General features: G+C 38.9%; 23 protein-coding genes. 4 read left to right on the top strand and 19 right to left on the bottom strand.

From position 1 onward, the window contains the following. Nucleotides 1–5: 5 nt before the first annotated feature. The 5 genes from bshA to NST66_RS05540 are packed head-to-tail and all read right to left on the bottom strand — an operon-like array spanning nucleotide 6 to nucleotide 3,409. Complete coding sequence (gene bshA, locus NST66_RS05560; RefSeq protein ID WP_028414087.1) at nucleotides 6–1,133, bottom strand: N-acetyl-alpha-D-glucosaminyl L-malate synthase BshA; 1,128 nt, start codon at nucleotides 1,131–1,133, stop codon at nucleotides 6–8. Further along, a complete protein-coding gene (gene bshB1, locus NST66_RS05555; RefSeq protein ID WP_340843190.1) occupies nucleotides 1,134–1,844 on the bottom strand; it encodes a bacillithiol biosynthesis deacetylase BshB1 in 711 nt (236 codons plus the stop codon). Between the two features lie 10 nt (nucleotides 1,845–1,854). Further along, nucleotides 1,855–2,253, bottom strand: a complete 399-nt coding sequence (gene mgsA / locus NST66_RS05550; protein WP_033578417.1) for a methylglyoxal synthase — start codon at nucleotides 2,251–2,253, stop codon at nucleotides 1,855–1,857. A 12-nt stretch (nucleotides 2,254–2,265) separates the two neighbouring features. Beyond that, nucleotides 2,266–3,066 (bottom strand): 4-hydroxy-tetrahydrodipicolinate reductase, encoded by an 801-nt coding sequence (gene dapB, locus NST66_RS05545; protein WP_013056091.1) that lies wholly within the window; start codon nucleotides 3,064–3,066, stop codon nucleotides 2,266–2,268. 13 nt (nucleotides 3,067–3,079) lie between these two features. Beyond that, nucleotides 3,080–3,409, bottom strand: coding sequence for a nucleotide pyrophosphohydrolase (locus NST66_RS05540; RefSeq protein WP_013056090.1), 330 nt, complete (start codon nucleotides 3,407–3,409; stop codon nucleotides 3,080–3,082). Between the two features lie 312 nt (nucleotides 3,410–3,721). On the opposite strand from NST66_RS05540, the gene NST66_RS05535 reads away from it, so the two are divergent. After that, nucleotides 3,722–4,588 (top strand): YitT family protein, encoded by an 867-nt coding sequence (locus NST66_RS05535; protein ID WP_028414090.1) that lies wholly within the window; start codon nucleotides 3,722–3,724, stop codon nucleotides 4,586–4,588. A 29-nt stretch (nucleotides 4,589–4,617) separates the two neighbouring features. Here NST66_RS05535 and NST66_RS05530 read toward each other — a convergent pair whose 3' ends face one another. From NST66_RS05530 to NST66_RS05515, 4 genes are all read right to left on the bottom strand, one after another. Next, on the bottom strand, nucleotides 4,618–5,295 hold the full coding sequence (locus tag NST66_RS05530; RefSeq protein WP_013056088.1) for a zinc metallopeptidase: 678 nt from the start codon (nucleotides 5,293–5,295) through the stop codon (nucleotides 4,618–4,620). A 64-nt stretch (nucleotides 5,296–5,359) separates the two neighbouring features. Beyond that, on the bottom strand, nucleotides 5,360–6,136 hold the full coding sequence (locus tag NST66_RS05525; RefSeq protein WP_034266841.1) for a sporulation protein YpjB: 777 nt from the start codon (nucleotides 6,134–6,136) through the stop codon (nucleotides 5,360–5,362). 84 nt (nucleotides 6,137–6,220) lie between these two features. Then, the gene (locus NST66_RS05520; RefSeq protein WP_028414092.1) at nucleotides 6,221–7,237 is read right to left on the bottom strand and encodes a CAP domain-containing protein; all 1,017 of its coding nucleotides are present in this window, start codon (nucleotides 7,235–7,237) and stop codon (nucleotides 6,221–6,223) included. Between the two features lie 190 nt (nucleotides 7,238–7,427). Then, nucleotides 7,428–7,847, bottom strand: a complete 420-nt coding sequence (locus NST66_RS05515) for a CBS domain-containing protein (RefSeq protein ID WP_028414093.1) — start codon at nucleotides 7,845–7,847, stop codon at nucleotides 7,428–7,430. Nucleotides 7,848–8,032: 185 nt separating this feature from the next. Between NST66_RS05515 and NST66_RS05510 the strand changes: the two genes are divergently transcribed. Continuing rightward, nucleotides 8,033–8,392 carry a YugN family protein gene (locus NST66_RS05510; protein ID WP_013056084.1) on the top strand — a complete coding sequence of 120 codons (360 nt, stop codon included), beginning with the start codon at nucleotides 8,033–8,035 and terminating at the stop codon, nucleotides 8,390–8,392. A gap of 36 nt (nucleotides 8,393–8,428) precedes the next feature. Here NST66_RS05510 and ctaG read toward each other — a convergent pair whose 3' ends face one another. From ctaG to cyoE, 6 genes are all read right to left on the bottom strand, one after another. Beyond that, the gene (ctaG, locus tag NST66_RS05505) at nucleotides 8,429–9,367 is read right to left on the bottom strand and encodes a cytochrome c oxidase assembly factor CtaG (protein ID WP_047751379.1); all 939 of its coding nucleotides are present in this window, start codon (nucleotides 9,365–9,367) and stop codon (nucleotides 8,429–8,431) included. Between the two features lie 57 nt (nucleotides 9,368–9,424). Continuing rightward, nucleotides 9,425–9,757: a cytochrome c oxidase subunit IVB gene (gene ctaF / locus NST66_RS05500; RefSeq protein ID WP_014460982.1), complete on the bottom strand. Its 333-nt coding sequence runs from the start codon at nucleotides 9,755–9,757 to the stop codon at nucleotides 9,425–9,427. 4 nt (nucleotides 9,758–9,761) lie between these two features. Beyond that, nucleotides 9,762–10,382 carry a cytochrome c oxidase subunit III gene (gene ctaE, locus NST66_RS05495; RefSeq protein WP_013056081.1) on the bottom strand — a complete coding sequence of 207 codons (621 nt, stop codon included), beginning with the start codon at nucleotides 10,380–10,382 and terminating at the stop codon, nucleotides 9,762–9,764. Beyond that, complete coding sequence (gene ctaD / locus NST66_RS05490) at nucleotides 10,382–12,247, bottom strand: cytochrome c oxidase subunit I (RefSeq protein WP_033578414.1); 1,866 nt, start codon at nucleotides 12,245–12,247, stop codon at nucleotides 10,382–10,384. Before ctaD ends, ctaE begins: the two co-directional genes overlap by 1 nt. Before the next feature lie 34 nt (nucleotides 12,248–12,281). Further along, complete coding sequence (gene coxB, locus NST66_RS05485) at nucleotides 12,282–13,337, bottom strand: cytochrome c oxidase subunit II (RefSeq protein ID WP_028414096.1); 1,056 nt, start codon at nucleotides 13,335–13,337, stop codon at nucleotides 12,282–12,284. 137 nt (nucleotides 13,338–13,474) lie between these two features. Beyond that, nucleotides 13,475–14,413 carry a heme o synthase gene (cyoE, locus tag NST66_RS05480; RefSeq protein WP_028414097.1) on the bottom strand — a complete coding sequence of 313 codons (939 nt, stop codon included), beginning with the start codon at nucleotides 14,411–14,413 and terminating at the stop codon, nucleotides 13,475–13,477. 504 nt (nucleotides 14,414–14,917) lie between these two features. Between cyoE and NST66_RS05475 the strand changes: the two genes are divergently transcribed. Continuing rightward, a complete protein-coding gene (locus NST66_RS05475) occupies nucleotides 14,918–15,820 on the top strand; it encodes a COX15/CtaA family protein (protein ID WP_340843189.1) in 903 nt (300 codons plus the stop codon). A 39-nt stretch (nucleotides 15,821–15,859) separates the two neighbouring features. Here NST66_RS05475 and pyc read toward each other — a convergent pair whose 3' ends face one another. The 3 genes from pyc to NST66_RS05460 form a co-directional block, all read right to left on the bottom strand. Next, the gene (gene pyc, locus NST66_RS05470; protein WP_033578413.1) at nucleotides 15,860–19,309 is read right to left on the bottom strand and encodes a pyruvate carboxylase; all 3,450 of its coding nucleotides are present in this window, start codon (nucleotides 19,307–19,309) and stop codon (nucleotides 15,860–15,862) included. Nucleotides 19,310–19,442: 133 nt separating this feature from the next. Further along, nucleotides 19,443–20,633, bottom strand: coding sequence for an FtsW/RodA/SpoVE family cell cycle protein (locus NST66_RS05465; RefSeq protein WP_014460986.1), 1,191 nt, complete (start codon nucleotides 20,631–20,633; stop codon nucleotides 19,443–19,445). 143 nt (nucleotides 20,634–20,776) lie between these two features. Beyond that, nucleotides 20,777–21,043, bottom strand: a complete 267-nt coding sequence (locus NST66_RS05460; RefSeq protein ID WP_370506486.1) for a YlaN family protein — start codon at nucleotides 21,041–21,043, stop codon at nucleotides 20,777–20,779. Nucleotides 21,044–21,324: 281 nt separating this feature from the next. Between NST66_RS05460 and NST66_RS05455 the strand changes: the two genes are divergently transcribed. Continuing rightward, a complete protein-coding gene (locus NST66_RS05455; RefSeq protein ID WP_014460988.1) occupies nucleotides 21,325–21,825 on the top strand; it encodes a hypothetical protein in 501 nt (166 codons plus the stop codon). Between the two features lie 38 nt (nucleotides 21,826–21,863). On the opposite strand, the gene NST66_RS05450 is transcribed toward NST66_RS05455, so the two are convergent. Next, nucleotides 21,864–23,192: a PhoH family protein gene (locus tag NST66_RS05450; protein WP_013056072.1), complete on the bottom strand. Its 1,329-nt coding sequence runs from the start codon at nucleotides 23,190–23,192 to the stop codon at nucleotides 21,864–21,866. Between the last annotated feature and the right edge of the window lie 84 nt (nucleotides 23,193–23,276).

Genomic DNA, 23,276 nt, shown 5'->3' with positions numbered 1-23,276 from the left:
ATTCTTCAACCCTGTACCAATTTATAATAAAGTTTTTCATATTGACTCACAATCTCTGTTGAATGAAATTTATGATTAACTGCGCTTAGAGACGCTTCCCTCATTTGGTGATGCAGCTGTTCATTTTCAAGTAGCTGAATTGCTTTGCTCGCTGCCTCTTCGACGTCTCCAACTTCGCAAATATATCCTGTTTTTTCGTGTTCAATTACTTCGGGAATTCCGCCTATATTTGTTCCGATGCATGGAACACCACAAGCCATAGCTTCTAAAAGTACAAGCCCAAAGCTTTCTTTTTCAGATAATAACAGTTTTAAATCGCTAATCGAATATAATTCTGCTACATTTTCTTGTTTCCCAAGAAATAACACAGAATCTTGAAGATTTAGCTCTTTTACCAATTGAGACACAACCGTCATTTCAGGGCCGTCTCCTACAAGCAGCAGCTTAGACTGAAGCTTTTCATTAATAATAGCAAATGTTTTGACTATATCTGTAACTCGTTTGACTTGACGAAAGTTTGAAATATGAATAACGACTTTTTCATTTTCTAATATGCCATACTCCGCTTTTAAATACTGAACTTCTTTTTTATGATAAACTCGTTCATCAATAAAATTATACATCGTTTCAATTTCTTTATCTGGACTAATTAAATGGTGAGTTTGATCAACAAGTGACTGAGATACAGCCGTCACTGCATCTGATTTCTCAATTCCAAATTTAATTAAGTCTTTTAACGATGGATCCTCTCCTAGAACCGTAATATCTGTTCCATGAAGAGTCGTCACAATTTTCACTTCGTGCTCTACCATTTGTTTAGCTAAAATCCCGCAAACGGCATGGGGGATTGCATAGTGCGTATGAATAATATCAAGCTTTTCTCTTTTAGCCACTTCAGCCATTTTACTGGATAAAGCGAGATCATACGGAGGGTATTTAAAGACGGAGTATTGATTTACATCTACTTCGTGAAAATAAATATTTGGATATACTTTCGTCAATCTAAAAGGCATGCTAGAGGAAATAAAATGAATTTCGTGCCCCTTTTCAGCCAGCAGCTTCCCTAGCTCCGTTGCTACCACTCCTGAACCTCCAACGGAAGCATAACATGTAATACCAATTTTTAACTTCATTTATTTTCCACCTACTAAATCGTCGTACATCAAAATCGGTTTTTTAGATAAAAAACCTTCACCGTAAGCTATCCCGACTTCTTTGCCAAATAACCGCTCTCTGCTCTCTACCGTTTCAATATATCCGTTTACGAGCGGCGTATCAAACGTATCTGCTGTTTTTATAAATTGACTTTCATAAGCCTCTAGACTAGCTACTTTCTTTTGAAACGTGCTTGATACATCTACGATAAAATCTGGCTTATGAAATCCATTTATCATATAGAAATATAGAGACTCCGCACGATGAGCTTTTTGCTTCTTATCATCTATATAATTTTTAACGCCAGCGGAAAACATGGCCTCTTCTACAAGCTTTGCACAATTTCCATGATCAGGATGACGATCTTCAAAATAAGGAGCAAATATAATCCTTGGTTGATACGTGCGAATGACTGATGCAATTTCAGCTATATATTCTGGCTTTAAAAACAAACCTCTGTCTGGCAAATGCAGATGAATTCGCTCATGAACATCTAAGACTTCAGCTGCTTTAGACGCTTCTTGTTTTCGAATTTCAACCGTTCCGTTTGAAGAAAGTTCAGCTTGCGTCAAATCGCAAATAACTACCTTCAAACCTTGTTCACTCATTCTTGCAATGGTTCCACCCATGCCGATTTCTACATCATCGGCATGAGCACCAAAGGCAAGGATATCTATTGTTTCTTTCATTATCTTCACCCTATTTTTTTATAATTGAACGCCAATGCAAATCGCCTCGTTCAAGTCCATGAATTAAAATCTCTGCTGTTCCCATATTCGTTGCAAGAGGAACCGCATAGACGTCACATAGACGCATCAGAGCTGAAATATCAGGTTCATGAGGCTGAGCTGTTAACGGATCGCGGAAAAAAATAACCATATCCATTTCATTTTGAGCAATTAAAGCTCCTATCTCCTGATCTCCTCCAAGCGGTCCTGATTGAAAGCGGTGAACCTGCAAACCTGTTGCTTCTGAAATACGCGTTCCTGTTGTTCCTGTTGCGAACAGCGAATGTTCCTGTAAAATCGCTTGATAGGCTGTTGTGAATTGTACCATATCATTTTTCTTTTTATCATGTGCAATTAAGGCGATTTTCATTTTTCTCGCTCCTTAGTCAATAATATTTTCTAACCCATATACAAGTGTGTCTACGTTCATAACTGTGTCAACAGCTAGCTTCACACCTGACATAAAAGAAGCGCGGTTGTATGAATCATGACGAATTTTTAACGTTTGTCCAAATCCTCCGAACATCACTTCTTGGTGAGCAATCAGTCCTGGCAAACGTACGCTATGTAGGCGGATTCCTTCATAATCTGCACCGCGTGCGCCCTCTAGTAATTCTTTTTCCTCAGGGTGGCCCTGTTTTTTTGCTTCACGAACTTCACTGATCAGCTCCGCTGTTTTTAAGCCTGTTCCTGATGGTGCATCTAACTTTTGATCATGATGCATTTCAATGATTTCTACATCATCAAAGTATTTAGCTGCCATTTGTGAAAACTTCATCATTAAAATAGCGCCAATCGCAAAATTAGGTGCAATAATACAGCCAAGTTCCTTCTCTTCAGCAAGCTGCTTTAATTCTTTTAAATCTTCTTCTGAAAAGCCAGTTGTTCCTACAACAGGTCGTACTCCATATGTTAAAGCTGTTTTAGTATGAACGCGTCCAATTTCAGGTGTTGTCAAATCAACTAAAACATCTGCCTTAACGTCTTGAAAACATTTTTCAATATCCGTGTAGATCGGCGCTTGTACATTTGGCATTCCTTCAATATCACTTATGTATTTTCCTTCATTGATACGATCCACCGCTGCTACTAATTCAAAATGCTCTGTTTCTTCTATTAATAATACAGCTTCTTTTCCCATACGACCTCTTGGTCCTGCAAGTACAATTCGAATTTTGTCCATTCTTTTTCTCTCCTTAGTCTTCTTTTTTCGTCCAGCGATCTTTGTCACGCGTATTAAATTTATTCATAACGCGATCATGCGCTTCTTGTAAATCAATATTTAATGAATTTGCAAAGCAAATTAATACAAATAAAATGTCGCCCATTTCTTCTTCGACCGTACGTTCTGCTTCAGTCGTTTTCTTCGGCTTTTCACCATAATAGTGGTTAATTTCGCGCGATAATTCGCCCACTTCTTCCGACATTCTCGCAAGCATAGCAAGAGGACTAAAATATCCTTCTTTAAATTGGCTAATATATGCATCAACTTCTTGCTGCATTTGCTCCATCGTTTTTTTTGACATCTTTTTATTTCACCTCTTTTAGAAGTACACTCAGCTTACTATTATAACATCTTTACTTCAAATTATTTAGTGTAATTACTTCTTCTTACCACGCCTTTGTCAGATGCTCTTTCACAATATTCCTCACGTTTCCCTTAATTCTCAAAAATCTGTCTATATTTTACGAATTGAGGATACTACTAATACATAGCACTAGAAGAAACATCATCACTTTTTACTATTTTCAAAAATCTTTTCGATAGTTATTTACGAAATGAAATATATTCCTTTATGATAAGGTAGTGCAAAAACGGTCATAGGAGGTTTGTAAGTATGAAAGGTCTCAGATTAAAAAATATTATTTTTATACTGCTTGGTTCTGCTATATTTGCGTTTGGACTTGTTAATTTTAACATGCAAAACAATTTAGCTGAAGGTGGATTCACAGGCATTACCCTGCTTTTATTTTTCTTATTTAACATTGATCCCTCTTATTCTAACTTAGTGTTAAATATTCCTTTGTTTTTTGTAGGGTGGAAACTATTAGGGAGAACAGCATTTATTTATACCATGCTCGGAGTTGTTAGCTTATCGCTATTTTTATGGATATTCCAGCGCTTTCCGGTGAATATGCCCCTGCGCCATGATATGACTCTAGCAGCTCTTTTTGCCGGTGTTTTTATTGGAGTGGGTCTTGGCATTATTTTCAGGTTTGGAGGAACAACAGGAGGAGTCGATATCATTGCCCGTGTTGTTCAAAAATATATCGGGTGGAATATGGGGAAAACGATGTTTCTTTTTGACTTTATTGTGATTAGTGCGTCTCTCATTTATTTATCCTACCGAGAAGCTATGTACACACTTGTTGCAGTCTTTGTCGCTGCACGGGTTATTGACTTTATGCAAGACGGTGCGTATGCGGCCAAAGGCGCAACCATCATTTCGAATCATAACGAAGCCATATCGGATAAAATTATGAAAGAAATGGATCGAGGCGTGACGATTTTAAAAGGACAGGGTTCTTTTTCTAAGCAAGATACCAACGTGCTATACTGCGTTGTTAGTAAAAATGAAATTTTCCGTTTAAAGCAAGTTATTACTTCTGTAGATCCACACGCCTTCGTTGCAGTTACGGATGTTCATGATGTCTTAGGTGAAGGATTTACCCTTGATGAAAATAAAAAACCGCTTGAAAGATAAAAAAATACCGCTAATGCGGTATTTTTTTATTAGTCGTCGTTATTCATTCCTGTATAAATCATGATTAAACGAACCAACTCAAGAACTGCTACTGCTGCGGCTGCTACGTATGTTAAAGCCGCTGCGTTAAGCACTTTGCGCGTCTCGCGCTCTTCGTCATTTCGAATCGCTCCGACTGAGACGATTTGCGTCATCGCTCGGCTTGAAGCGTTAAATTCAACAGGCAGTGTTACAACTTGGAATACGACCGCTGCTGCCATGAAGATAATACCTAACAATAGCAACGGCTTAATCGACGCGATAATTCCAATCATAATTAAAATCCAAGAAGCGTTTGATCCAAGGCTTGCCACCGGCACAAGCGAGTGGCGAAGGCGTAAAAACGAATAGTTTTCTTTGTCTTGAATCGCGTGTCCCACTTCGTGAGCCGCAACGGCAGCGCCTGCGACAGACGTTCCGTAATAGTTGTCTTCTGACAAACGAATGACTTTTGAGCGAGGATCGTAGTGATCGGATAAAAATCCGCCTACAGGCTCTACGTGAACGTTGTACAATCCGTTTTCATCCAAAATTTTTCTTGCTACTTCTGCGCCTGTCATTCCTGATGAGTTGCTTACTTGTGAATATTTTTTGTAAGCACTTCTCACCTTAAACTGTGCCCAAATTGGCACAAGGATAATAATGAGAAAATAAATCAAAAAGCTCATTTACCCACACCTTTCATTATGTGTTTGACTACTCTTTTATTTTAGACAATTCTGCGCTTTTACGTCAATCATTACGCCCTCTGGCTGACTTTCTTTTCTGGTCAGCGAAATACTTTCGCGCTCCTACATAAAAAAGTGTAGCAATAATAATACTTCCGGTGGTGATTGTAACCCAAATAAAAGACGGGTCCGTACGATTTTCTTTTACTTGTTCAAAAAAATCTTTTAAATTTTGTTCCATTTGGTTGAACTGGTCATCGTTAATCTCACTTAGCGTTCCTTCACTTTGTAAAAAGTGAACGTCTGCGCTCACACGCTGTACGTAGGGAGACGACACGTCTACCTGCGCGCTCGGTAAGATCATATCATATTCCTTTAAAAATTGCTTAAGCTGCGCTTCATAAGCCGCCTGTTCTCCTTTTACTGCTTCATTTCGCATCTCTTTAAATGTTGCTAGCATACTGCCTTCGAGTTCAGTCCACATAGGCTGATGCTTGCTGTGCAGCGCATCGACTAATAATCGAAATTGAGTAGCTTTTTGAAGACGTTCTTCATCACTGGAATCAGAAGATAAAAGAGACCTTTCTACCTGTTCATAACAAAGAGTTAAAATACGTATATCTTCGGCCGATACGCCCAAAGAAGCTGTATTGAGACTGGTAAATTCATTCGAAAAATTTCTGAACAAATGTTGGGCTGCTTTATACTCCTTTTGCTCTACAAGCGATAGCGTTTGATCAGATAAGTTATCAAGCTTTTCCCACTGCCCTTCAGCTGCATGTACAGTAGTCGTATATGCAAAGAAAAGTACGAGCAATATTCCTACTATTCTTCCTTTCATTCTCGTCCCTCCTCTAACCTCTACTAAAACTTATGAGAAAGAGGACAAGAGTAGACCTATTTTCAAAAGGAAGTTTTAATCTTACTATTCATTCATCGGAGTGATAAAGTTTTGCGTATAATACTTCTCATATACACCTACACCAAGACGCGTAAACTCTTTATTGAGTAAAGCCTTACGATGTCCCTCACTATTAAGCCACCCTTCAACCGCAGCGATTCCATCCTGATAATTCGAGGCAATATTTTCGCCCGCGATACGGTATACTACATCACCTTTTTGCAGACGGTTGCCTAAATCACCTTGTGCTGGTGAAACGTGAGAGAAATAGTTTAAGTCACTCATTTCTTTGCTGTGTAAATAAGCTACTCCGGCAGTGGCTTCGTCCCAAGCTAAAGGTGACAGCTGAAAACGGTCTCGAATTACATTTGTAATATCGATAATTTGCTGCTCTTCTCCTTCTTGGACACTTTTCCACTCCTCTGCTGTCAATGACGGAGCTGTTGGAAGCTCGCCGCGATAAACAATTTCGTACGGACGCTGTTTTAATAGCGTGTCCATATCCATAATTCGAATACTTGAGATTGTATTAAGGAACTGATCAAAATATAGTTGGACGTATACATCTCCATATTTAATAATTGGACGCATTTTCATATCCTCTTCACTCAGACGAAATCGGTATTCATTTCCGTCTTTTTGAAGCGTGAGTTCGGATGAAAGTGAAACTCTTTTTTCCACTTCTTCTCGCTTCTCACCAATCTCAAAAGGATCTGTATTTGTTTTTGAACCAATGACGTATACGGATACGACTTGATTATTTTCTACTCCTACCTGCGCATACGTTTGACGATTCTTTTTGTAAATCCACCAGTCATAGCCATATGCAGAAGAATCAATACGATCCGGCTCTCCAAGCATTCCAATTAACTGTTCTGAATGATCTCCAATGAGCCTCATCATATTTTCACTTTGTTTTTCATAAGAAGCCACTTCTTGGGTGGGCTGACTTTTGGAATCCGTTTGGTTTTGCTCAATATTTTGACCCGTTAGATATTTTTCTAGCTGAGGTAAATAATCCTCCGCGTATACAAATGCCACTATTAATACGAGAATAAAAATAACTTTTTTCAGCTTTTCTTCCTCTCCTTACACCTGTTTTCTTTACCTGTTTAACTTATTTTTATCTCTATTATACATGCATTCAAAAAAAAATAGCTATCGGTATGAAGGAAACAAAAGAAAAAGCCAACTATTTACGAATATCCTGCAAACAGTTGGCTTTCGCTTTTTAATGCGTATGTTCTGAAATGTCTGAGAGCGCTTCTCCTGCACGTTCATTTGCATAGCGAAACGTTGATAAATCACCTAGCGAAACAATCCCGACTAGCTTTTGATTTTCCACAACAGGAAGACGACGGATTTGATGTTGAGCCATAAGCTTAGAAGCTTCTTCTACAGAGGCTTCCGCTGTAATAGTTATAAGCTCTTCACTCATAACATCCGTTACTTTACTTGAATTTGGCTTCTTTTCTGCAATGCCTTTTATAACTAAGTCTCGATCTGTAATCATTCCTACTAACTGATCTCTATCGACAATTGGAATTGCGCCTACATTCCATTCCTTCATTTTCACTGCCACTTCATATACGTTATCGAGCGTGGTGCATGTTTCCGTATCAGCTGTCATTACCTCTTGTACAGTTTTCATTGTTTTATCCTCCTTTACATAGTGTGTTCGCTTTATAGTGTGACCAACTTTTTAGTAAACTTTCGCATTTAAAACGTTTAAATAAAAATAGATAACGTTTACATTTTTCCTTATTAGATATTGCAAGTTTTATCCATTCGGCTTATGATTTAGTTGGGGTATATCTGTTTTGGGAGGGAGTTCATATGAAATTTGAATATGCAAAGTTTGATTCATTAAAGGTAGATTTAGATTTATTAGATGAGATTATGCATCAATTTGGCCTGGTCCGCGCCGGACAATGGGATTATGAACGCGTCACGTACGATCGAAAATTCGAGTTTCAGCGAGATACCTTCTATTTGCGAGTCCAAGGACATGCTATTTCAGGCGATGTAGGGGGCAGGCATGCTGTTATTCACCTTATGACACCTCTATTAGGCAAACATTATTATCCTCACGGTGTAGAATATGGAGACGGAGAATATTTCCCGCCATCCCTTGTAGAACAGTGTGAAAAGATATTAACACAAATCAAATCACAGCTTGAAACCGTTCAGCTATAGAATTAGAAAAAGCGCAGTAATCAGACTGCGCTTTTTTTAATTCAAAGGAGGAGTAGACGGAAATTCCTTTGGTTTTATATCTTGAGATTCAGTAAAATCAGGCATGTACGTATCTTTCTCTCGTTCTTTTCGAGCCCACTGAAAAAAAATAAAGCCTAAAACCGTTCCATACACAATTTCTTGAATGATCTTCATAATAACGCCGCCTAGCTGCTGGTCTTCCACGGGTGGCAGCGTATTAAACATCTCAGGAGCAAGCTGACCTAAACTTGCAATCATAGAAGGCGGTACACAAAGGGAAAGAGCTTGTACCCAAGCGCTTGAGTCTGTATACGTCGCATACAAAGAATGGTTTGCAAAAATAATCAGCGCGCACGCTGGAGTAAGAAGTACGCCATCTGCAAAAATGTATCCAAGCTTTTTTAAAGAACTTAGCGTTTGTTCTTCTTCTAGCTGATTAATGAGTGGCCACCACATACAAAATGCAGCGATAAATAATACAACACTCACGATTCCGTGAAGCGTCATATCCGTTTTAATAACATCAAAAAGCAGCGGAATATGATACAAAGAAAATAACCCATTGAATAATAGTAAAGCAATTAAGGGCTTTGTAAAAAATTTAAAAACAGGTTTAACCCCTCTTACATAAATAACAGAACGAGCTAACCACGGTGGAATTCCTAAAATAAAAAGCGGGGGAATCACCAAGTAAACAATTGCCATTTGCGTCATATGAGCACTAAACATAAAGTGCCCTAGTAAATCTACAGGTCCTCCTTTACATATATACAAAAGAACCATGCTGATAACAAAATACGCTTTTGTTTTTCTGTCTACGGCCGCCGCTCCTATAAAATTCCCTCTCCATCTACCAACGATGAAAAAATATAAGACGGTCACCAGACAAATGGTTAAAAAATAGTAAGGACTCCAAAGTGCTTCAAAACCAAACATCTGCAAATTGTTAATCAACGTCTATTCCTCCTTCTACAGATGATGAAAAGGACTGGCGCATGCCAGCCCTTTTCTTTACCACCAAATAATGGTTACAAAAGCTAAAATGGTTAAAAGAGCTACCAATACGCCTGAATACAAGAAAAATGCTGGTATGGTATGTCCTTTGTGGTTCATATGCATGAAATAATAAAGTTGAAAGATGACTTGAACAACCGCCAAGAGCACAATCACCGGCATAATGTACCATCCGCTAAACTCTTGATAAACCGCAAAAAAAGCAATTAGTGTTAAAAACAACATCATTGCAAAAGAGATAACTTGCATCTTCATATCTTCTGCGTTTCTTTTTTTACGATATTCTAAATTGAGCCTTGGGTTATCTGAGTTTGATTGATTTGTCGTCATCAGCTTATCCCACCATTCCCATTAAATATACAACCGTGAAAATAAAGACCCACACAACATCGATAAAGTGCCAGTATAAACTTGCGACATAATATTTAGGAGCGTTATATAAGTTTAGCCCCCGCTTCGCATTTCGAATCATCAAAGAACCAATCCAAAGCAGTCCGAACGTTACGTGAGCTCCGTGTGTCCCAACCAGCGCGTAGAAAGAAGAACCAAATGCGCTGCTTGTAAACGTATGCCCTTCATGAACATAATGCCTGAACTCATAGATTTCTAGCCCTAAAAACGCTAAACCTAAAAGCCACGTAACGCCTAACCATAGCTGCATCTTTTTAAACTCAAAATTTTTCATATGATACATAGCATATACGCTCGTTAGTGAACTTGTTAATAAAATCATGGTTGCTGCAAAAACAAGCTTAATATCAAACAATTCTTCCGGCTTAGGTCCTGACATCGTTGAATTGCGCAAAGCTAAATAAGTAGCAAAAAGTGAAGCAAACAAAACCGTCTCCCCGCCTAAAAAGAGCCAAAAGCCGGTAAATTTATTTTTCCCTTCAAGCGTTGCTTTTTCAGGCGAAGCAGGGAAAGTTTCAGCGGTTAGCTTTTGTTCAGTCTCCATTACATCTTCGCCTCCTTGTCATCATCAACTAAGTCTTCTTTGTGAATATGAAAGCCGTGATCATCAATCCATGAACGGAAGAACATCGATAAAAACATGACGATCATTCCGATAATCCCTACAACATCTCCCCACGCATGATCATTTCGATACAAAAAGCCAATCCCTGCAATAAACATCCCAAGCGATATCATAAATGGAATAAACGATGAGTTTGGCATATGAATATCACCAAGAGGTTCGGCTGGCGTCATTTCTTTATTTCCTGCCATTTTTTCAATCCAATATGCATCTAACCCGCGTACAAGCGGCGTTTGTTTAAAGTTATACTCTGGTGGCGGAGATGAAATAGCCCATTCTAATGTACGTCCGTCTCCCCAAGGATCTCCTCCTACCTTTTGTCCTTTGGCAGTGGTTTTTATAATGTTAACAAGTAAAATGAGCGTAGCAACCGCCATGAAAGCAGCTCCTGATGAACTGATTGCATTCCCAAGGTCGAGACCTTGATTAGGCAAGAACGTCCATACGCGGCGAGGCATCCCCATTAGACCTAAGAAATGCTGAATAAAGAACGTTAAGTGGAAACCAATCAAAAAGAGCCAGAACGTTGCTTTACTTAACTTTTCATCTAACATCTTGCCAAACATTTTTGGCCACCAGTATGTGACACCTGCTAATATAGCGTATACGACACCGCCTACGATAACGTAATGGAAGTGAGCAACGATAAAATAAGAATCTTGAAATTGATAATCTGCAGGTGCTACAGCTGCCATAACTCCTGTTACTCCCCCGATAACAAATGACGGAATAAAGGCGACAGCGTAAAGCATTGGAGACGTAAACTCAATACTTCCTCCCCAAAGCGTAAACAGCCAGTTAAAAATTTTAATTCCAGTTGGAACGGCGATGGCCATCGTAGCGACAGCAAAAATGGCATTTGCAATCGGACCAAGTCCGGTTGTAAACATGTGGTGAGCCCACACCATGAACCCTAAAAATCCGATTAATACGGTAGCAAAAACCATCGACGAGTATCCGAATAATCTCTTTCTTGAAAAAGTAGGTAAAATTTCTGAGAAAACACCAAACGCTGGAAGAATTAAAATATATACTTCCGGATGACCGAATATCCAGAAAAGATGTTCCCAGATAATCGTATTTCCACCCATTGTGGCGTCAAAAAAGTTTCCACCGAACAAGCGGTCAAAAATCATTAAAAACAATCCAACCGTCAGTGCTGGAAACGCAAACAAAATAAGAGCTGATGCAACAAACGTCGTCCACGTAAACAGCGGCATACGCATATAAGTCATACCTGGCGCCCTCATGTTAATGATTGTTACGAGAAAGTTGATACCTGAAATCAATGTCCCGGCTCCGGAAATCTGCAAACCTATCGCATAAAAATCAATTCCGTGACCAGGCGATGCAATAGACAGCGAAGCATATGATGTCCAACCTGCATCAGGTGCTCCTCCTAAAAACCAGCTTAGATTTAAAAAGAGTCCCCCAAAGGCAAACAACCAAAAACCTAACAAATTTAAAAATGGAAATGCTACATCTCGAGCTCCGATTTGCAGCGGAACAACTGCATTCATCATAGCAAAAAGAAGCGGCATGGCAGCTAAGAAAATCATCGTTGTTCCATGCATTGTTAAAATTTCATTATACGTTCCTGCACTAACAAAGTCATTGCTTGGTATAGCCAGCTGAATACGTATAAATAGCGCTTCCACTCCTCCGACTAGAAAAAAGATACCGCCGGCAATTAAATAAAGAATGGCGATTTTCTTATGATCCACGGTTGTCATAAAGTCCCAAATTGTTCCACCTACACCCTTCTTTTGACTGAGTGTACTCATCGCTAAACCTCCCCTTTTAAAAACGACTGGACGTTTATTTTTCTTTTAAACTCATTAAATAGTCTGCTAGCTCATTTACTTGTTCATCAGTTAAGTCAGGATATGTACCACTCATCTTATTACCCGGCTTAACTTTCTCAGGGTTTTTTAACCATTTTTTGATATTTTCCTTGTTGTGAGGAAGCACTCCGGCTACACGCTCACGTTCAGAAAAACCGGCTAAGTTTGGTGCTTGACGAGCTTGCTCTGGACGATTGTCTTTGACATCAACAGCATGGCATCCGATACAGCTTTCATTAAAGACCTCTTGACCCGCTTTTGCGGATGCTGTTTCTACATCAGGCTTTGCCTTTTTCAAATCTTTTGCCCACGTATCAAATTCATTGCTTGATACAGCCCTTACTTTAAAGTCCATAAGAGAATGAGATGGACCGCAAAGCTCAGCACATTTTCCGTAGAAAACCCCGTTAGCTTCCTTCGATTTTTTAGAATCAAACACTAGCCAGAATTTATTATCATTTTCTGTGTTAGCATCGAGCTTTCCTCCAACTGAAGGAATCCAGAATGAGTGCTTGACGTCAGAAGCTTTAATATTAAAGTAGACTTTTTTATCCGTTGGAACAACTAGATCTTGGGATGTAATAATTTTTTGATTAGGATACTCAAATTCCCACCAGTACAAGTTAGCACGCACATTTACTACGACAGCATCTTTGTCCTTCATTCCTTTTACGTCCGCTAGCTTAAATGTTGAGATGACCGTTGGAACAGTCAAAATAATGAGCAGCAAGATAGGAATCACTGTCCATATAATTTCTAACTTTCTGCTTCCTTCCACTTGCTTTGGAATCACGTTTTCTTCGCCTTTACGACGGCGAAAGCGCAGAATAACAAATATAAAGATAATGGTGACCACAATAATAACTAAAACCATGATGGCTGTACTAAGAAGCATAAGCGAATATTGTTCTTCAGCTACCTCACCTGCAGGCTTAAGTGTTGACAAAAACGGTTTTCCACAGGCCGATAACACGAATGCAAGCAGCGTAAATAACGACAAAACACGAAAGTTCAATCGCCATTTTTTCATACCATTCCCCAACCTCTCTTTCATTGACGTGATTTCATCTATGCCCTCTTGAGCATAAAACTTATTCCTTCTATAATGAATTCTACATGTAGAAGAAATCCCCCTTGTGCAGCGTCGCATTCAGTGAAAGATTTTATCTAGGCAAAAAGCGTTGCGACAATCATTGAGACAAATAAAATAGTTAAATAGTTTAGTGAGTAGACAAACATCATGCTAGCCCACTTTGTGTCTTCTTGTTTATTGTATTGAGCAAATCCTAAAAATAGCCATCCTATGTTTAAAACAGTGGCCAAAATTAGAAATGGAATGCCTAATTCGTATAAATAAAGAGGTAATGGCAACAAACAAGCAATCCAAATGAGAATCTGTCGTTTTGTAAGCTCAAAACCATGTACAACAGGCAGCATAGGGATTCCCGCTGCTCGATATTCTTCACATCTTCGCATAGCAAGAGCTAGAAAATGAGGCGGCTGCCAAATAAACATGATTAAAAATAATACCCAAGCCACTACGTGTAAATTGGGATCGATAGCGGCCCATCCAATTAATGGCGGGACAGCGCCTGATATACTTCCGATTACTGTATTAATTGTGTATAGTCTTTTGGACCACATGGTGTAAAGAACTACATATGTAAGTATTCCTGCTAATCCGATGAGAGCGGCTACGGAAGAAACAACTAGTAGCATAAGCAAGCCGGTTAACGTCAAACCGATTCCAATCCCAAGGACCGTCAAAGGTGTAAAACTTCCTGTCACTGTAGGTCGTCCCTTTGTTCGTTCCATTAGAGGGTCAATGTCACGATCTATGTAATTATTCAAACTGCATGAACCGGCGATGATAAGTGAAGAACCTATTAAAGTAAAAAATGCTTTATCCAGGTTTTCTAAGAAGTGTTGTTCGTTGAAGAAAAGAGCTAGCCAAAAACCAGTAAAGGTGGTGATGAAATTTGAGTTGACTATTCCGATTTTAATCGTAGCTAAAAAATCTGACCAAATGGAACTATTTTCGCTTACATGAGCTGTGTTAGGCGATGCAGAAAGCGTTGAATCTTCCACCATTTTTGAATCTTCCATGGCGCTTCCTCCTTTACTCATCCACAGACTTTTATCTAGTAAATAAAGAGTCTATAAATGAAGGCGTTTTCAACATATTTTTACAAAAATCTCCTCTTTGTTCACAAAGAAGTCATATTCCTCTCACCGAAACTACTTAAAAGCTTCACATGTAAACGATAAAATAGTAGAGAATTATCTATTTCTCATGTTTATTAAACCATATTTTGCCGTTACTTTGTGAAGAATTCTTGAAAAAAATATGGATTTTTTTTGTCATGAGCTAAATGCATGTCGCTGTCACTTGTTAAAAGATATTTCTGCAAGTAAAATAGTTTTCTGTACGGTACCTTTTACATATCTGCAGAGTCAAACTCATGAACAAACCTTACACTTTCTACCATTATAACAAATTCAATCAAGTTTATGGAGAATAAATGAAATTTATGTTTAATATACAAAAAGATTAGGATAAAATGTTTAGCTCGTTATATTACTTACTTTGCTTTTAGGATGGTGATTATTGTGCGACTTGGATTAAAGTTTTTATCCGTTGTGACGAGCATAGCCATGTTACTTATTCTACTTGGCGGTGCTCTTGTTACGAAAACTGGTTCAGCAGACGGGTGCGGAGATTCTTGGCCTCTGTGTAACGGACAGCTCATTCCCGACCCTTTAACATTTGAAACCGTTGTTGAATTAAGCCACCGCTTAGTTTCTGGCGTGTCGGGCTTTCTTGTACTCGCTTTATGCGTATGGGCGTGGATTTCACTAGGACATATAAAAGAAGTTAGACCTTTAGCGTTTATCTCTTTTTTCTTCCTAGTACTGCAAGCATTAATTGGGGCCGCTGCCGTTATGTGGGGGCAATCAGATGCGGTGCTTGCTCTTCATTTTGGTATTTCCCTTATTTCGTTTGCTTCTGTACTGCTGTTAACACTTATCATCTTTGAAGTGGATCAAAAGCTCGACACAGCTAATATGCAGCTAGGCTCTAAAATGAAAAAACATATTTACGGGGTTATCTTATACACATATGCCGTTGTGTACACGGGCGCGCTTGTTCGCCATAAAGAAGCTAGCTTAGCCTGTCCAGACGTTCCATTTTGTTCAAACGGAAACGGTTGGCTACCCGTTGATTTGAATCAGTGGATTCAACTGGGGCATCGATCCGCTGCTGTTTTAACGTTTGTATGGATTTTAGCTGCCTTTATCCATGCAGTTAAATATTATCGTCATCAAAAAAATATTTTTTACGGATGGTTAGCTGCTCTCATTCTAGTTATTTTTCAGGCGGTTTCCGGTATGCTTGTTGTTGTCACACGTCTGCAGCTAGAGCTCGCGCTTGCTCATTCTTTAATTATCTCTTTCCTATTCGGTGTATTAAGCTACTTGACCTTACTTGCAACGCGTCATACACATAATTAATCAAAAAAGGTACGAGCTCTGAGCTCGTACCTTTTTTGATTAGCTTTCTAATTCAATTAATAAATCTCCCGGCTGGATGCCATCTCCATTCGATACGTGTACTTGTTTAATCACGCCGTCAAATGGTGCTTGCACGGTTGTTTCCATTTTCATTGCTTCTGTGATCATTAAGTGATCACCTTTTGAGACTTTATCGCCTTTTTCTACTACTACTCGAATAACGGTTCCAGGCATTGAAGCGCCAATGTGGGCCGGATTTCCTTGGTCGGCTTTTTGTTTTGCCGTAACGGTTGTTTTGACACTTTCGTCTTTAATCACGACTTCACGAGGCTGACCGTTTAATTCAAAGTATACTGTTCGCGTACCGTCTGCCTGCGGTTCTCCAATGGATACAAGGCGAACGATTAAGGTTTTTCCTTTTTCAATCTCAATTTCAGCCTCTTCTCCTAAACGCATGCCGTATAGGAAAGTCGGTGTATCAAGAACAGAGATGTCTCCGTATTGTTCGACTGCTTTGTGATAATCCATAAATACTTTTGGATACAGTGCATAAGCAATGGCGTCAAAACTCGTCACTTGACGATTTAAGTCTTTAAATAGCTTTTCTTTCACTGCATCGAAGTCCACATCTTCTAACAGTTCTCCAGGACGAACTGTAATAGGTTTTCTGCCTTTTAGAATGATGCGCTGAAGCTCTTTAGGGAATCCCCCGTGAGGCTGTCCTAAATACCCTTCAAACAATTCAATAACGGAATCCGGGAAGTCAAGCGTTTCACCGCGCTCAAACAGCGTTTCTTCTGTCAAATTGTTTTGAACCATAAACAATGCCATGTCTCCAACTACTTTTGATGATGGCGTAACTTTTACAATATCACCAAATAACAAATTCACGCGTGAATACATATCTTTTACTTCATCCCAGCGGTTTCCTAAACCAACTGCTTTTGCTTGTTGCTGTAAGTTGCTATATTGACCGCCTGGCATTTCATGCTCGTACACTTCCGTATGAGGAGCATTCATCCCGCTTTCGAAGTCTTGGTAATATTTTCGCACGTCTTCCCAATAGTAAGAAAGCTCTTCTAGATTTTTAATATCCAGATTTGGTCTGCGGTCCGCACCTTCTAATGCGTAATAAAGAGAGTTAGCGCTCGGCTGAGACGTTAAGCCTGCCATTGAGCTTACGGCTACGTCTACAATGTCTACACCTGCTTCAATTGCTTTTGCGTACGTGTATACACCGTTTCCGCTTGTATCATGCGTATGAAGGTGAATTGGAATATCAACCGTTTCTTTTAGAGCCGATACTAAATCATAAGCTGCCTGTGGTTTTAAAAGACCCGCCATATCTTTAATGCCCAGGATATGTGCTCCAGACTGCTCAAGCTCTTTTGCTAAGTTCTTGTAGTAATCCAAATCATACTTACGGCGCGTCGGATCTAAAATATCACCTGTATAACACATCGCTGCTTCTGCAATCTTCCCTGTTTGACGAACGGAGTCAATTGCAAGAGTCATTCCTTGCACCCAGTTTAAGCTGTCAAAGATACGGAAAACATCAATACCTGCATAAGCTGATTTTTCAACAAATTCCTTGATTACATTATCAGGATAGTTTTTATATCCAACCGCATTTGACGCGCGAAGAAGCATTTGGAAAAGAACGTTTGGCGCTTGTTGACGTAAAGTAAGCAAGCGATCCCACGGATCTTCTTTTAAGAATCGATAAGCGACATCAAACGTTGCTCCTCCCCACATTTCCATAGAAAATAAATCCGGAAGCAAGCGAGCAGTTGGGTTAGCTACTTGTTTTAAGTCGTTTGTACGAATACGCGTAGCTAAAAGAGACTGATGGCCGTCACGGAAGGTTGTATCCGTTAATAGCACTTCCTTGCGTTCTTTCACCCAATTTACTAGCCCTTCAGCGCCTTTTTCATCTAAAATCTGCTTTGTTCCGTTTGGAATTGGTTGTTTTATATCGACATTAGGAACACGCGGTTTCGTAAAGATTGGCTTTTTCTTTTCCGATACACCCGGGAATCCGTTTACCGTAACATTCCCAATGTATGTAAGCATTTTAGTTCCGCGGTCTTTTCGCTTAGGGAAGACAAAAAGTTCAGGCGTTGTATCAATAAATGATGTATCATAAGCACCTGTTAAGAACTTATCATGCTTTACTACATTTTCAAGAAATGGAATATTGGTTTTAATTCCACGAATACGAAACTCTTTTAAGTTCCGTACCATTTTTGATGCGGCTTGATCGAATGTTAAGGCCCATGTTGTTACTTTTACTAACAGTGAATCATAATACGGCGTAATGACAGCACCTTGGAAGCTGTTTCCCGTATCTAAACGTACGCCAAAACCGCCACCAGAACGATAAGCCATAATCTTACCCGTATCCGGCATAAAGTTATTTAACGGGTCTTCTGTCGTTACACGAGATTGAATTGCATATCCATGTACGTGAATTTGGTCTTGTGCAGGAATAGACACTTCCTTGCTGTGAAGTGCGTAGCCGTCCGCAATTAAAATTTGCGATTGAACGATATCAATACCTGTAATCATTTCAGTAATTGTGTGCTCTACTTGAACACGTGGATTTACTTCAATAAAATAAAAATCGTTTCCTGATACTAAAAATTCTACTGTACCAGCATTTATGTACTGCACTTTTTCCATCAGCTGCACAGCTGCTTCACAAATGCGGAGACGTAAGTCTTCATCTATAGAAACACTTGGTGCTACTTCTACTACTTTTTGGTGACGACGCTGCACTGAACAGTCGCGTTCGTAAAGGTGCACAACATTTCCTTGTTCATCACCTAAAATTTGCACTTCAATATGTTTTGGATTTTCAACTAGTTTCTCGACGTATACTTCATCATTACCAAAAGCCGCTTTTGCTTCTGATTTGGCACGATCATAAGATTCATTCAGGCTGTCTGCATCGCGAACGATACGCATGCCTCGACCGCCTCCTCCCAAAGCTGCTTTGATCATTAGAGGATATCCATGCTGATTAGCAAATTCTTTTGCTTCGTCAATTGAATCAATAGGACCATCTGTACCAGGAATAACGGGAATATCTGCTTGAATAGCCTGATGACGTGCTTTTACTTTATCGCCAAACATATCAAGATGCTTGGATTTTGGGCCAATGAAAATAATGCCTTCTTCTTCGCAACGTTTTGCAAATTGGATATTTTCTGACAAAAAACCATAGCCAGGGTGAATAGCATCTACATCATGAGACTTAGCAATGTCGATGATGCCTTCTATATCTAAATAAGCATCAATCGGCTTTTTCTCCGCTCCTACTAAATAGGCTTCATCCGCTTTGTAACGGTGATAAGAACCTGCGTCTTCCTTCGAATAAATTGCAACAGTCCGAATATTCAGTTCAGTACATGCTCGAAATACACGAATCGCAATTTCTCCTCGGTTTGCTACTAATACTTTTTTGATTTTTTTAGTTACAAAACTCATGTTGCTAATCTCCTCTCAATTTCGTATAAACTTCAATATATAGCAAAATTGGATAAAAGAAAAGCAAAAATCAATGGAAAATAATAAAATTCCAATAAATTTTTGCTTTTTTTACACAATTTTTTTACGAAAATCAATCACTTGTTGTTGATGTATTGTTCGGATGTAGCACAATATTTTCCGTATTTTTCTGTTTTTTATTTTGATAATTTACGAAAAACGAAATATTTACAATAATTCCCATAGACACCATAAGCGTTAGCAGCGAAGACCCTCCGTAACTGATAAACGGAAGCGTGACGCCGGTAATCGGAATGAGTCCCGTAAGCCCTCCAAGGTTAATGCCTGTTTGAATACCTATCATACTGGCTACTCCAATACAAATCATGCTAGCAAACGGATCCTGAGATTTTTTAGCCAGCATTAAAATCCTGAAAATTAAGAAGCCTAAAAGGCCCAGCACGAGCATAACTCCAAAGAATCCTAATTCTTCTGCAATAATGGCCATAATGAAATCGGTATGGGGCTCAGGAAGATAACCATACTTTTGTACACTTTCTCCTAAACCAAGGCCTTTTAAGCCTCCTGTACCTATTGCTAAATATGAATTAACCAGCTGATAACCGGTTCCTTGAGCATTAGCAAACGGATCTGACGCACCGGTAAAACGGCCGATTCGATTGGCAGTAAACTGACCTGTAAAAAAACCAATCGTAATAATGACCGTAAGCAAAATAATACCTAGTGCTAGCATGCGGAAAAAGGTTTTTTTAGAGATTCCCGAACATAGCATAATGGTAACGGCAATCGCAAAAATAATTGATCCCGTTCCAAGGTCAGGCTGAATCGCTACAAAACCTAATATTAGAAATACAAGACCCATAGGTCCAAAAAAAGCTTTTTTGATGTTGTCAATATACTCTTGCCTTTTAGACAAAACATAAGATAAGTATAAAATGACAACAAGCTTGGCATACTCAGCCGGCTGCATGTTTGCTCCGCCAAGCTGCAGCCAACTTTGCGCATTGTTACTCGTATGCCCCATTACAAACACAAGCAAAAGCAGTACAAAAATGCCCAGAATCGCATAAGGCAGTATTTTAGGATACAGCTTGTAAGGTGTTAGCATTGTTAAAATGAACAATACAAGCGTAAAAGCAAGCCACATTTTTTGTCTGTTGTAAAAGAAATCACTTGACGTATGATATCTTGTAATACTTACAATCATACTTGAACTGTAAACCATAACTAGTCCAACCGCACAAAGAAGCAGCACTGGAATTACAATTGAATAGTCAAAATGCCTAAATATTTTTTTTACCATAACCCTCTTCCTTTAAAAATGACGTGTTTCTGTTTCGTTTCATTTTTTATGTACAAATTTGAGTAAATTAGGAAATTTCAACCACCTGTAATAAAAAACTCAAACTACGTTTGTATATAGTTTGAGTTTCGATCGCGTGATTTTTATTTTTTTGTAAACGCTTCATGCAGTGCAGAAAGTTCACGCTCGAGGCGGTCTAGCAATGTTTTTCCAACACGTTCATCAATTAAACCAAGACGAACTGCAAAATCAATTTCTCTTGATAAACCAAACATTTGTGTATCTAAAACCTCTTCATAAAGAGGACATTGTGGCATTGTTAAGTTATCCATTTGAACTTGAATTAATTGCAAAATCTTATCTGCATCAGCTTTTAACAACGCATACGCTTTTTCACGATGATCTATCATTGTCTCAGGCGTCAAACTCAATCCCTCCGTTCGCGAGCGATTACCTAATCTATCTCTCAATTTTAAAGGCTATGCTCCAAAAAAGCAAGGATAAACATGTCCGTGAGGCTGGCCGTCTTTTTTATACTGTTACTTTCTCAAAACCATTACCATAGATGTAGGAAATTTCGCACTTTCGTTGACTCTTACATTATATCATACGAGAATCACTCTCAACTAAATTTTTTCATCAAAGTGACAAATAAGGAGAAAGCGCTTATACTTTTAGCAAGGGGGCATTTATGATGAATTCAATTATTATGTTAAAAGGAAAAGTAAAATATACGCTGACACTCGACCCAAGCGTGTGGATTTTCGATGACCGCAAGCTCGATATGGACGTTTTCTTTGAACATCCACCGGAGCAAAAAGACGAGACAGAAGCGTACACAAAAGCTGTTTCTAAGCATTGGGACCGTGAAATTCAAGAAGGAGCCGTCTTTCCTCCTACGTTAAAAACCGAAAAGAAATTCAAAAAACAAGAGCTAGTAAATGGAACATTTGGGATTTTATTTGCACCTTTTCTAGCAAACGCTTCACCTACTGAAGACGCTACCAACGTTTCATTTAAAACAAAAGACGCGCTGATTTCTTTTTCATTAGAAGAAGCGCAAAAACTAATCTTTGGTTTCAGCCAAGACGGAAAGCCTCTTAGAGAAGACGGGCCTATCTATGTCTATTTACCGGATGGATCTAACCGAAATAACCCTATTAAATATGTGGAAGAAATCATCGTTACATAATAAAAAAAGGTGGGGTTCCAAAAGGAACCCCACCTTTTTTAAAGAATATCAGCTGCTAATTGTGCTAGCCCGGAGCGCTCTCCTTTGATTAACCGAACGTGGCCCGATACTTTTTGCTCTTTAAACTTTTCAACTACGTACGTTAATCCGTTGTTATACTCATCTAAATAAGGATGATCAATTTGAGCCGGATCTCCCATAAGCACAATTTTACTCTTTTCCCCTACCCTTGTTAAAATTGTTTTAATTTCATGCTTCGTTAAATTTTGTGCTTCATCAATAATAATAAACTGTTCCGGAATGCTTCGGCCTCTTATATACGTCAAGGCTTCCACTTCTATTGAACTCAGCCCCGCTAGAATCGCATCCAGTTCTCCAGGTTTTTTAGTGTTGAATAAGTACTCTAGGTTATCATAAATTGGTTGCATCCATGGACGAAGCTTCTCCTGCTTTTCTCCTGGCAAGAACCCAATATCTTTCCCTAAAGGAACAATTGGACGAGCTACAAGCAGCTTTTTAAAACACCCTAGATCTTCCGTCTGCATAAGTCCTGAAGCTAAAGCAAGCAGCGTTTTACCCGTACCTGCCTTCCCAATTAACGTGACCAGTTGAACGTCGTCTCTAAGAAGAAGTTCTAACGCCATAATTTGCTGAACATTTCGAGGTTTGATTCCCCAGATATGATCATATTCAAATAACAGTTTTTTTACTTTCGTTGTTGTTTGATCGACAATGCCGATGGCTGATCCGGATCCTCCAAATGCATCTTTCATCACTAAGAATTGATTTGCAAAAAAGGAGTGGTTCGCAATTTGAGACGTTAGCAGCTCTCCTTTTTCGTAAAATTGACTCAGCAGCTCTTTTGCAATATAGACTTCTGAAAAGCCTGTATAAATACTATTGAATTCCACTACTCGATCACTTAAAAAATCTTCTGCTCTTAAACCGATTGCGTCAGCCTTCACACGTACCAACACATCTTTACTTACTAGTATCACTTCACGTCCATCTTCTTTTGTTTCCTCTTCAAGGGATAAATTTTTAGCAACAGCTAAAATTCGATTATCATTTGTTTTTTCCACAAAGATTTCTTGAAGCTGCTGAAAAGAGCGATGATTGAGTTCAATTCGCAAATGGCCCCCATTTTCTAACGGGATTTTCTCATATAACTTTCCATGTTGTCTCAAGTTATCAATGAGTTTGGATACCTGCCTTGCATTTCGTCCGACTTCATCCATATTTCTTTTTTTCGAATCAACTTCTTCTAGTACAACGGCTGGAATCACTACTTCGTTATCATCAAATGAAAAAATTGAATGCGGATCTTGTAATAAAACATTCGTATCTAATACATAAATTTTTCCCAATAATTCAGCCTCCTACTCCGATTGTTTTTCCTGTAAGGAGTGAAACAAGGCACCCATCCATTTATATACTATGTAACGCACATG

Source organism: Priestia sp. FSL W8-0524, assembly GCF_038005965.1.
In the GTDB taxonomy this organism is placed as follows: domain Bacteria; phylum Bacillota; class Bacilli; order Bacillales; family Bacillaceae_H; genus Priestia; species Priestia zanthoxyli.
Note: the sequence above shows the minus strand (reverse complement) of the source record. Positions and strands in the feature narration are given on the sequence as shown.

Bases quoted from the DNA above. Each gene is read 5' to 3' on its own strand.
- NST66_RS05465 (WP_014460986.1), bottom strand. From the start codon at position 20,633: ATGGTAAAAAAAATATTTAGGCATTTTGACTATTCAATTGTAATTCCA.
- dapB (WP_013056091.1), bottom strand. From the start codon at position 3,066: ATGGACAAAATTCGAATTGTACTTGCAGGACCAAGAGGTCGTATGGGA.
- NST66_RS05535 (WP_028414090.1), top strand. From the start codon at position 3,722: ATGAAAGGTCTCAGATTAAAAAATATTATTTTTATACTGCTTGGTTCT.
- coxB (WP_028414096.1), bottom strand. From the start codon at position 13,337: ATGAAAAAATGGCGATTGAACTTTCGTGTTTTGTCGTTATTTACGCTG.
- cyoE (WP_028414097.1), bottom strand. From the start codon at position 14,413: ATGGAAGATTCAAAAATGGTGGAAGATTCAACGCTTTCTGCATCGCCT.
- NST66_RS05515 (WP_028414093.1), bottom strand. From the start codon at position 7,847: ATGAAAACTGTACAAGAGGTAATGACAGCTGATACGGAAACATGCACC.
- NST66_RS05455 (WP_014460988.1), top strand. From the start codon at position 21,325: ATGATGAATTCAATTATTATGTTAAAAGGAAAAGTAAAATATACGCTG.
- ctaD (WP_033578414.1), bottom strand. From the start codon at position 12,247: ATGAGTACACTCAGTCAAAAGAAGGGTGTAGGTGGAACAATTTGGGAC.
- NST66_RS05530 (WP_013056088.1), bottom strand. From the start codon at position 5,295: ATGAGCTTTTTGATTTATTTTCTCATTATTATCCTTGTGCCAATTTGG.
- NST66_RS05525 (WP_034266841.1), bottom strand. From the start codon at position 6,136: ATGAAAGGAAGAATAGTAGGAATATTGCTCGTACTTTTCTTTGCATAT.
- bshB1 (WP_340843190.1), bottom strand. From the start codon at position 1,844: ATGAAAGAAACAATAGATATCCTTGCCTTTGGTGCTCATGCCGATGAT.
- NST66_RS05540 (WP_013056090.1), bottom strand. From the start codon at position 3,409: ATGTCAAAAAAAACGATGGAGCAAATGCAGCAAGAAGTTGATGCATAT.
- mgsA (WP_033578417.1), bottom strand. From the start codon at position 2,253: ATGAAAATCGCCTTAATTGCACATGATAAAAAGAAAAATGATATGGTA.
- ctaE (WP_013056081.1), bottom strand. From the start codon at position 10,382: ATGGAGACTGAACAAAAGCTAACCGCTGAAACTTTCCCTGCTTCGCCT.
- bshA (WP_028414087.1), bottom strand. From the start codon at position 1,133: ATGAAGTTAAAAATTGGTATTACATGTTATGCTTCCGTTGGAGGTTCA.
- NST66_RS05460 (WP_370506486.1), bottom strand. From the start codon at position 21,043: ATGATAGATCATCGTGAAAAAGCGTATGCGTTGTTAAAAGCTGATGCA.
- NST66_RS05510 (WP_013056084.1), top strand. From the start codon at position 8,033: ATGAAATTTGAATATGCAAAGTTTGATTCATTAAAGGTAGATTTAGAT.
- pyc (WP_033578413.1), bottom strand. From the start codon at position 19,309: ATGAGTTTTGTAACTAAAAAAATCAAAAAAGTATTAGTAGCAAACCGA.
- ctaF (WP_014460982.1), bottom strand. From the start codon at position 9,757: ATGACGACAAATCAATCAAACTCAGATAACCCAAGGCTCAATTTAGAA.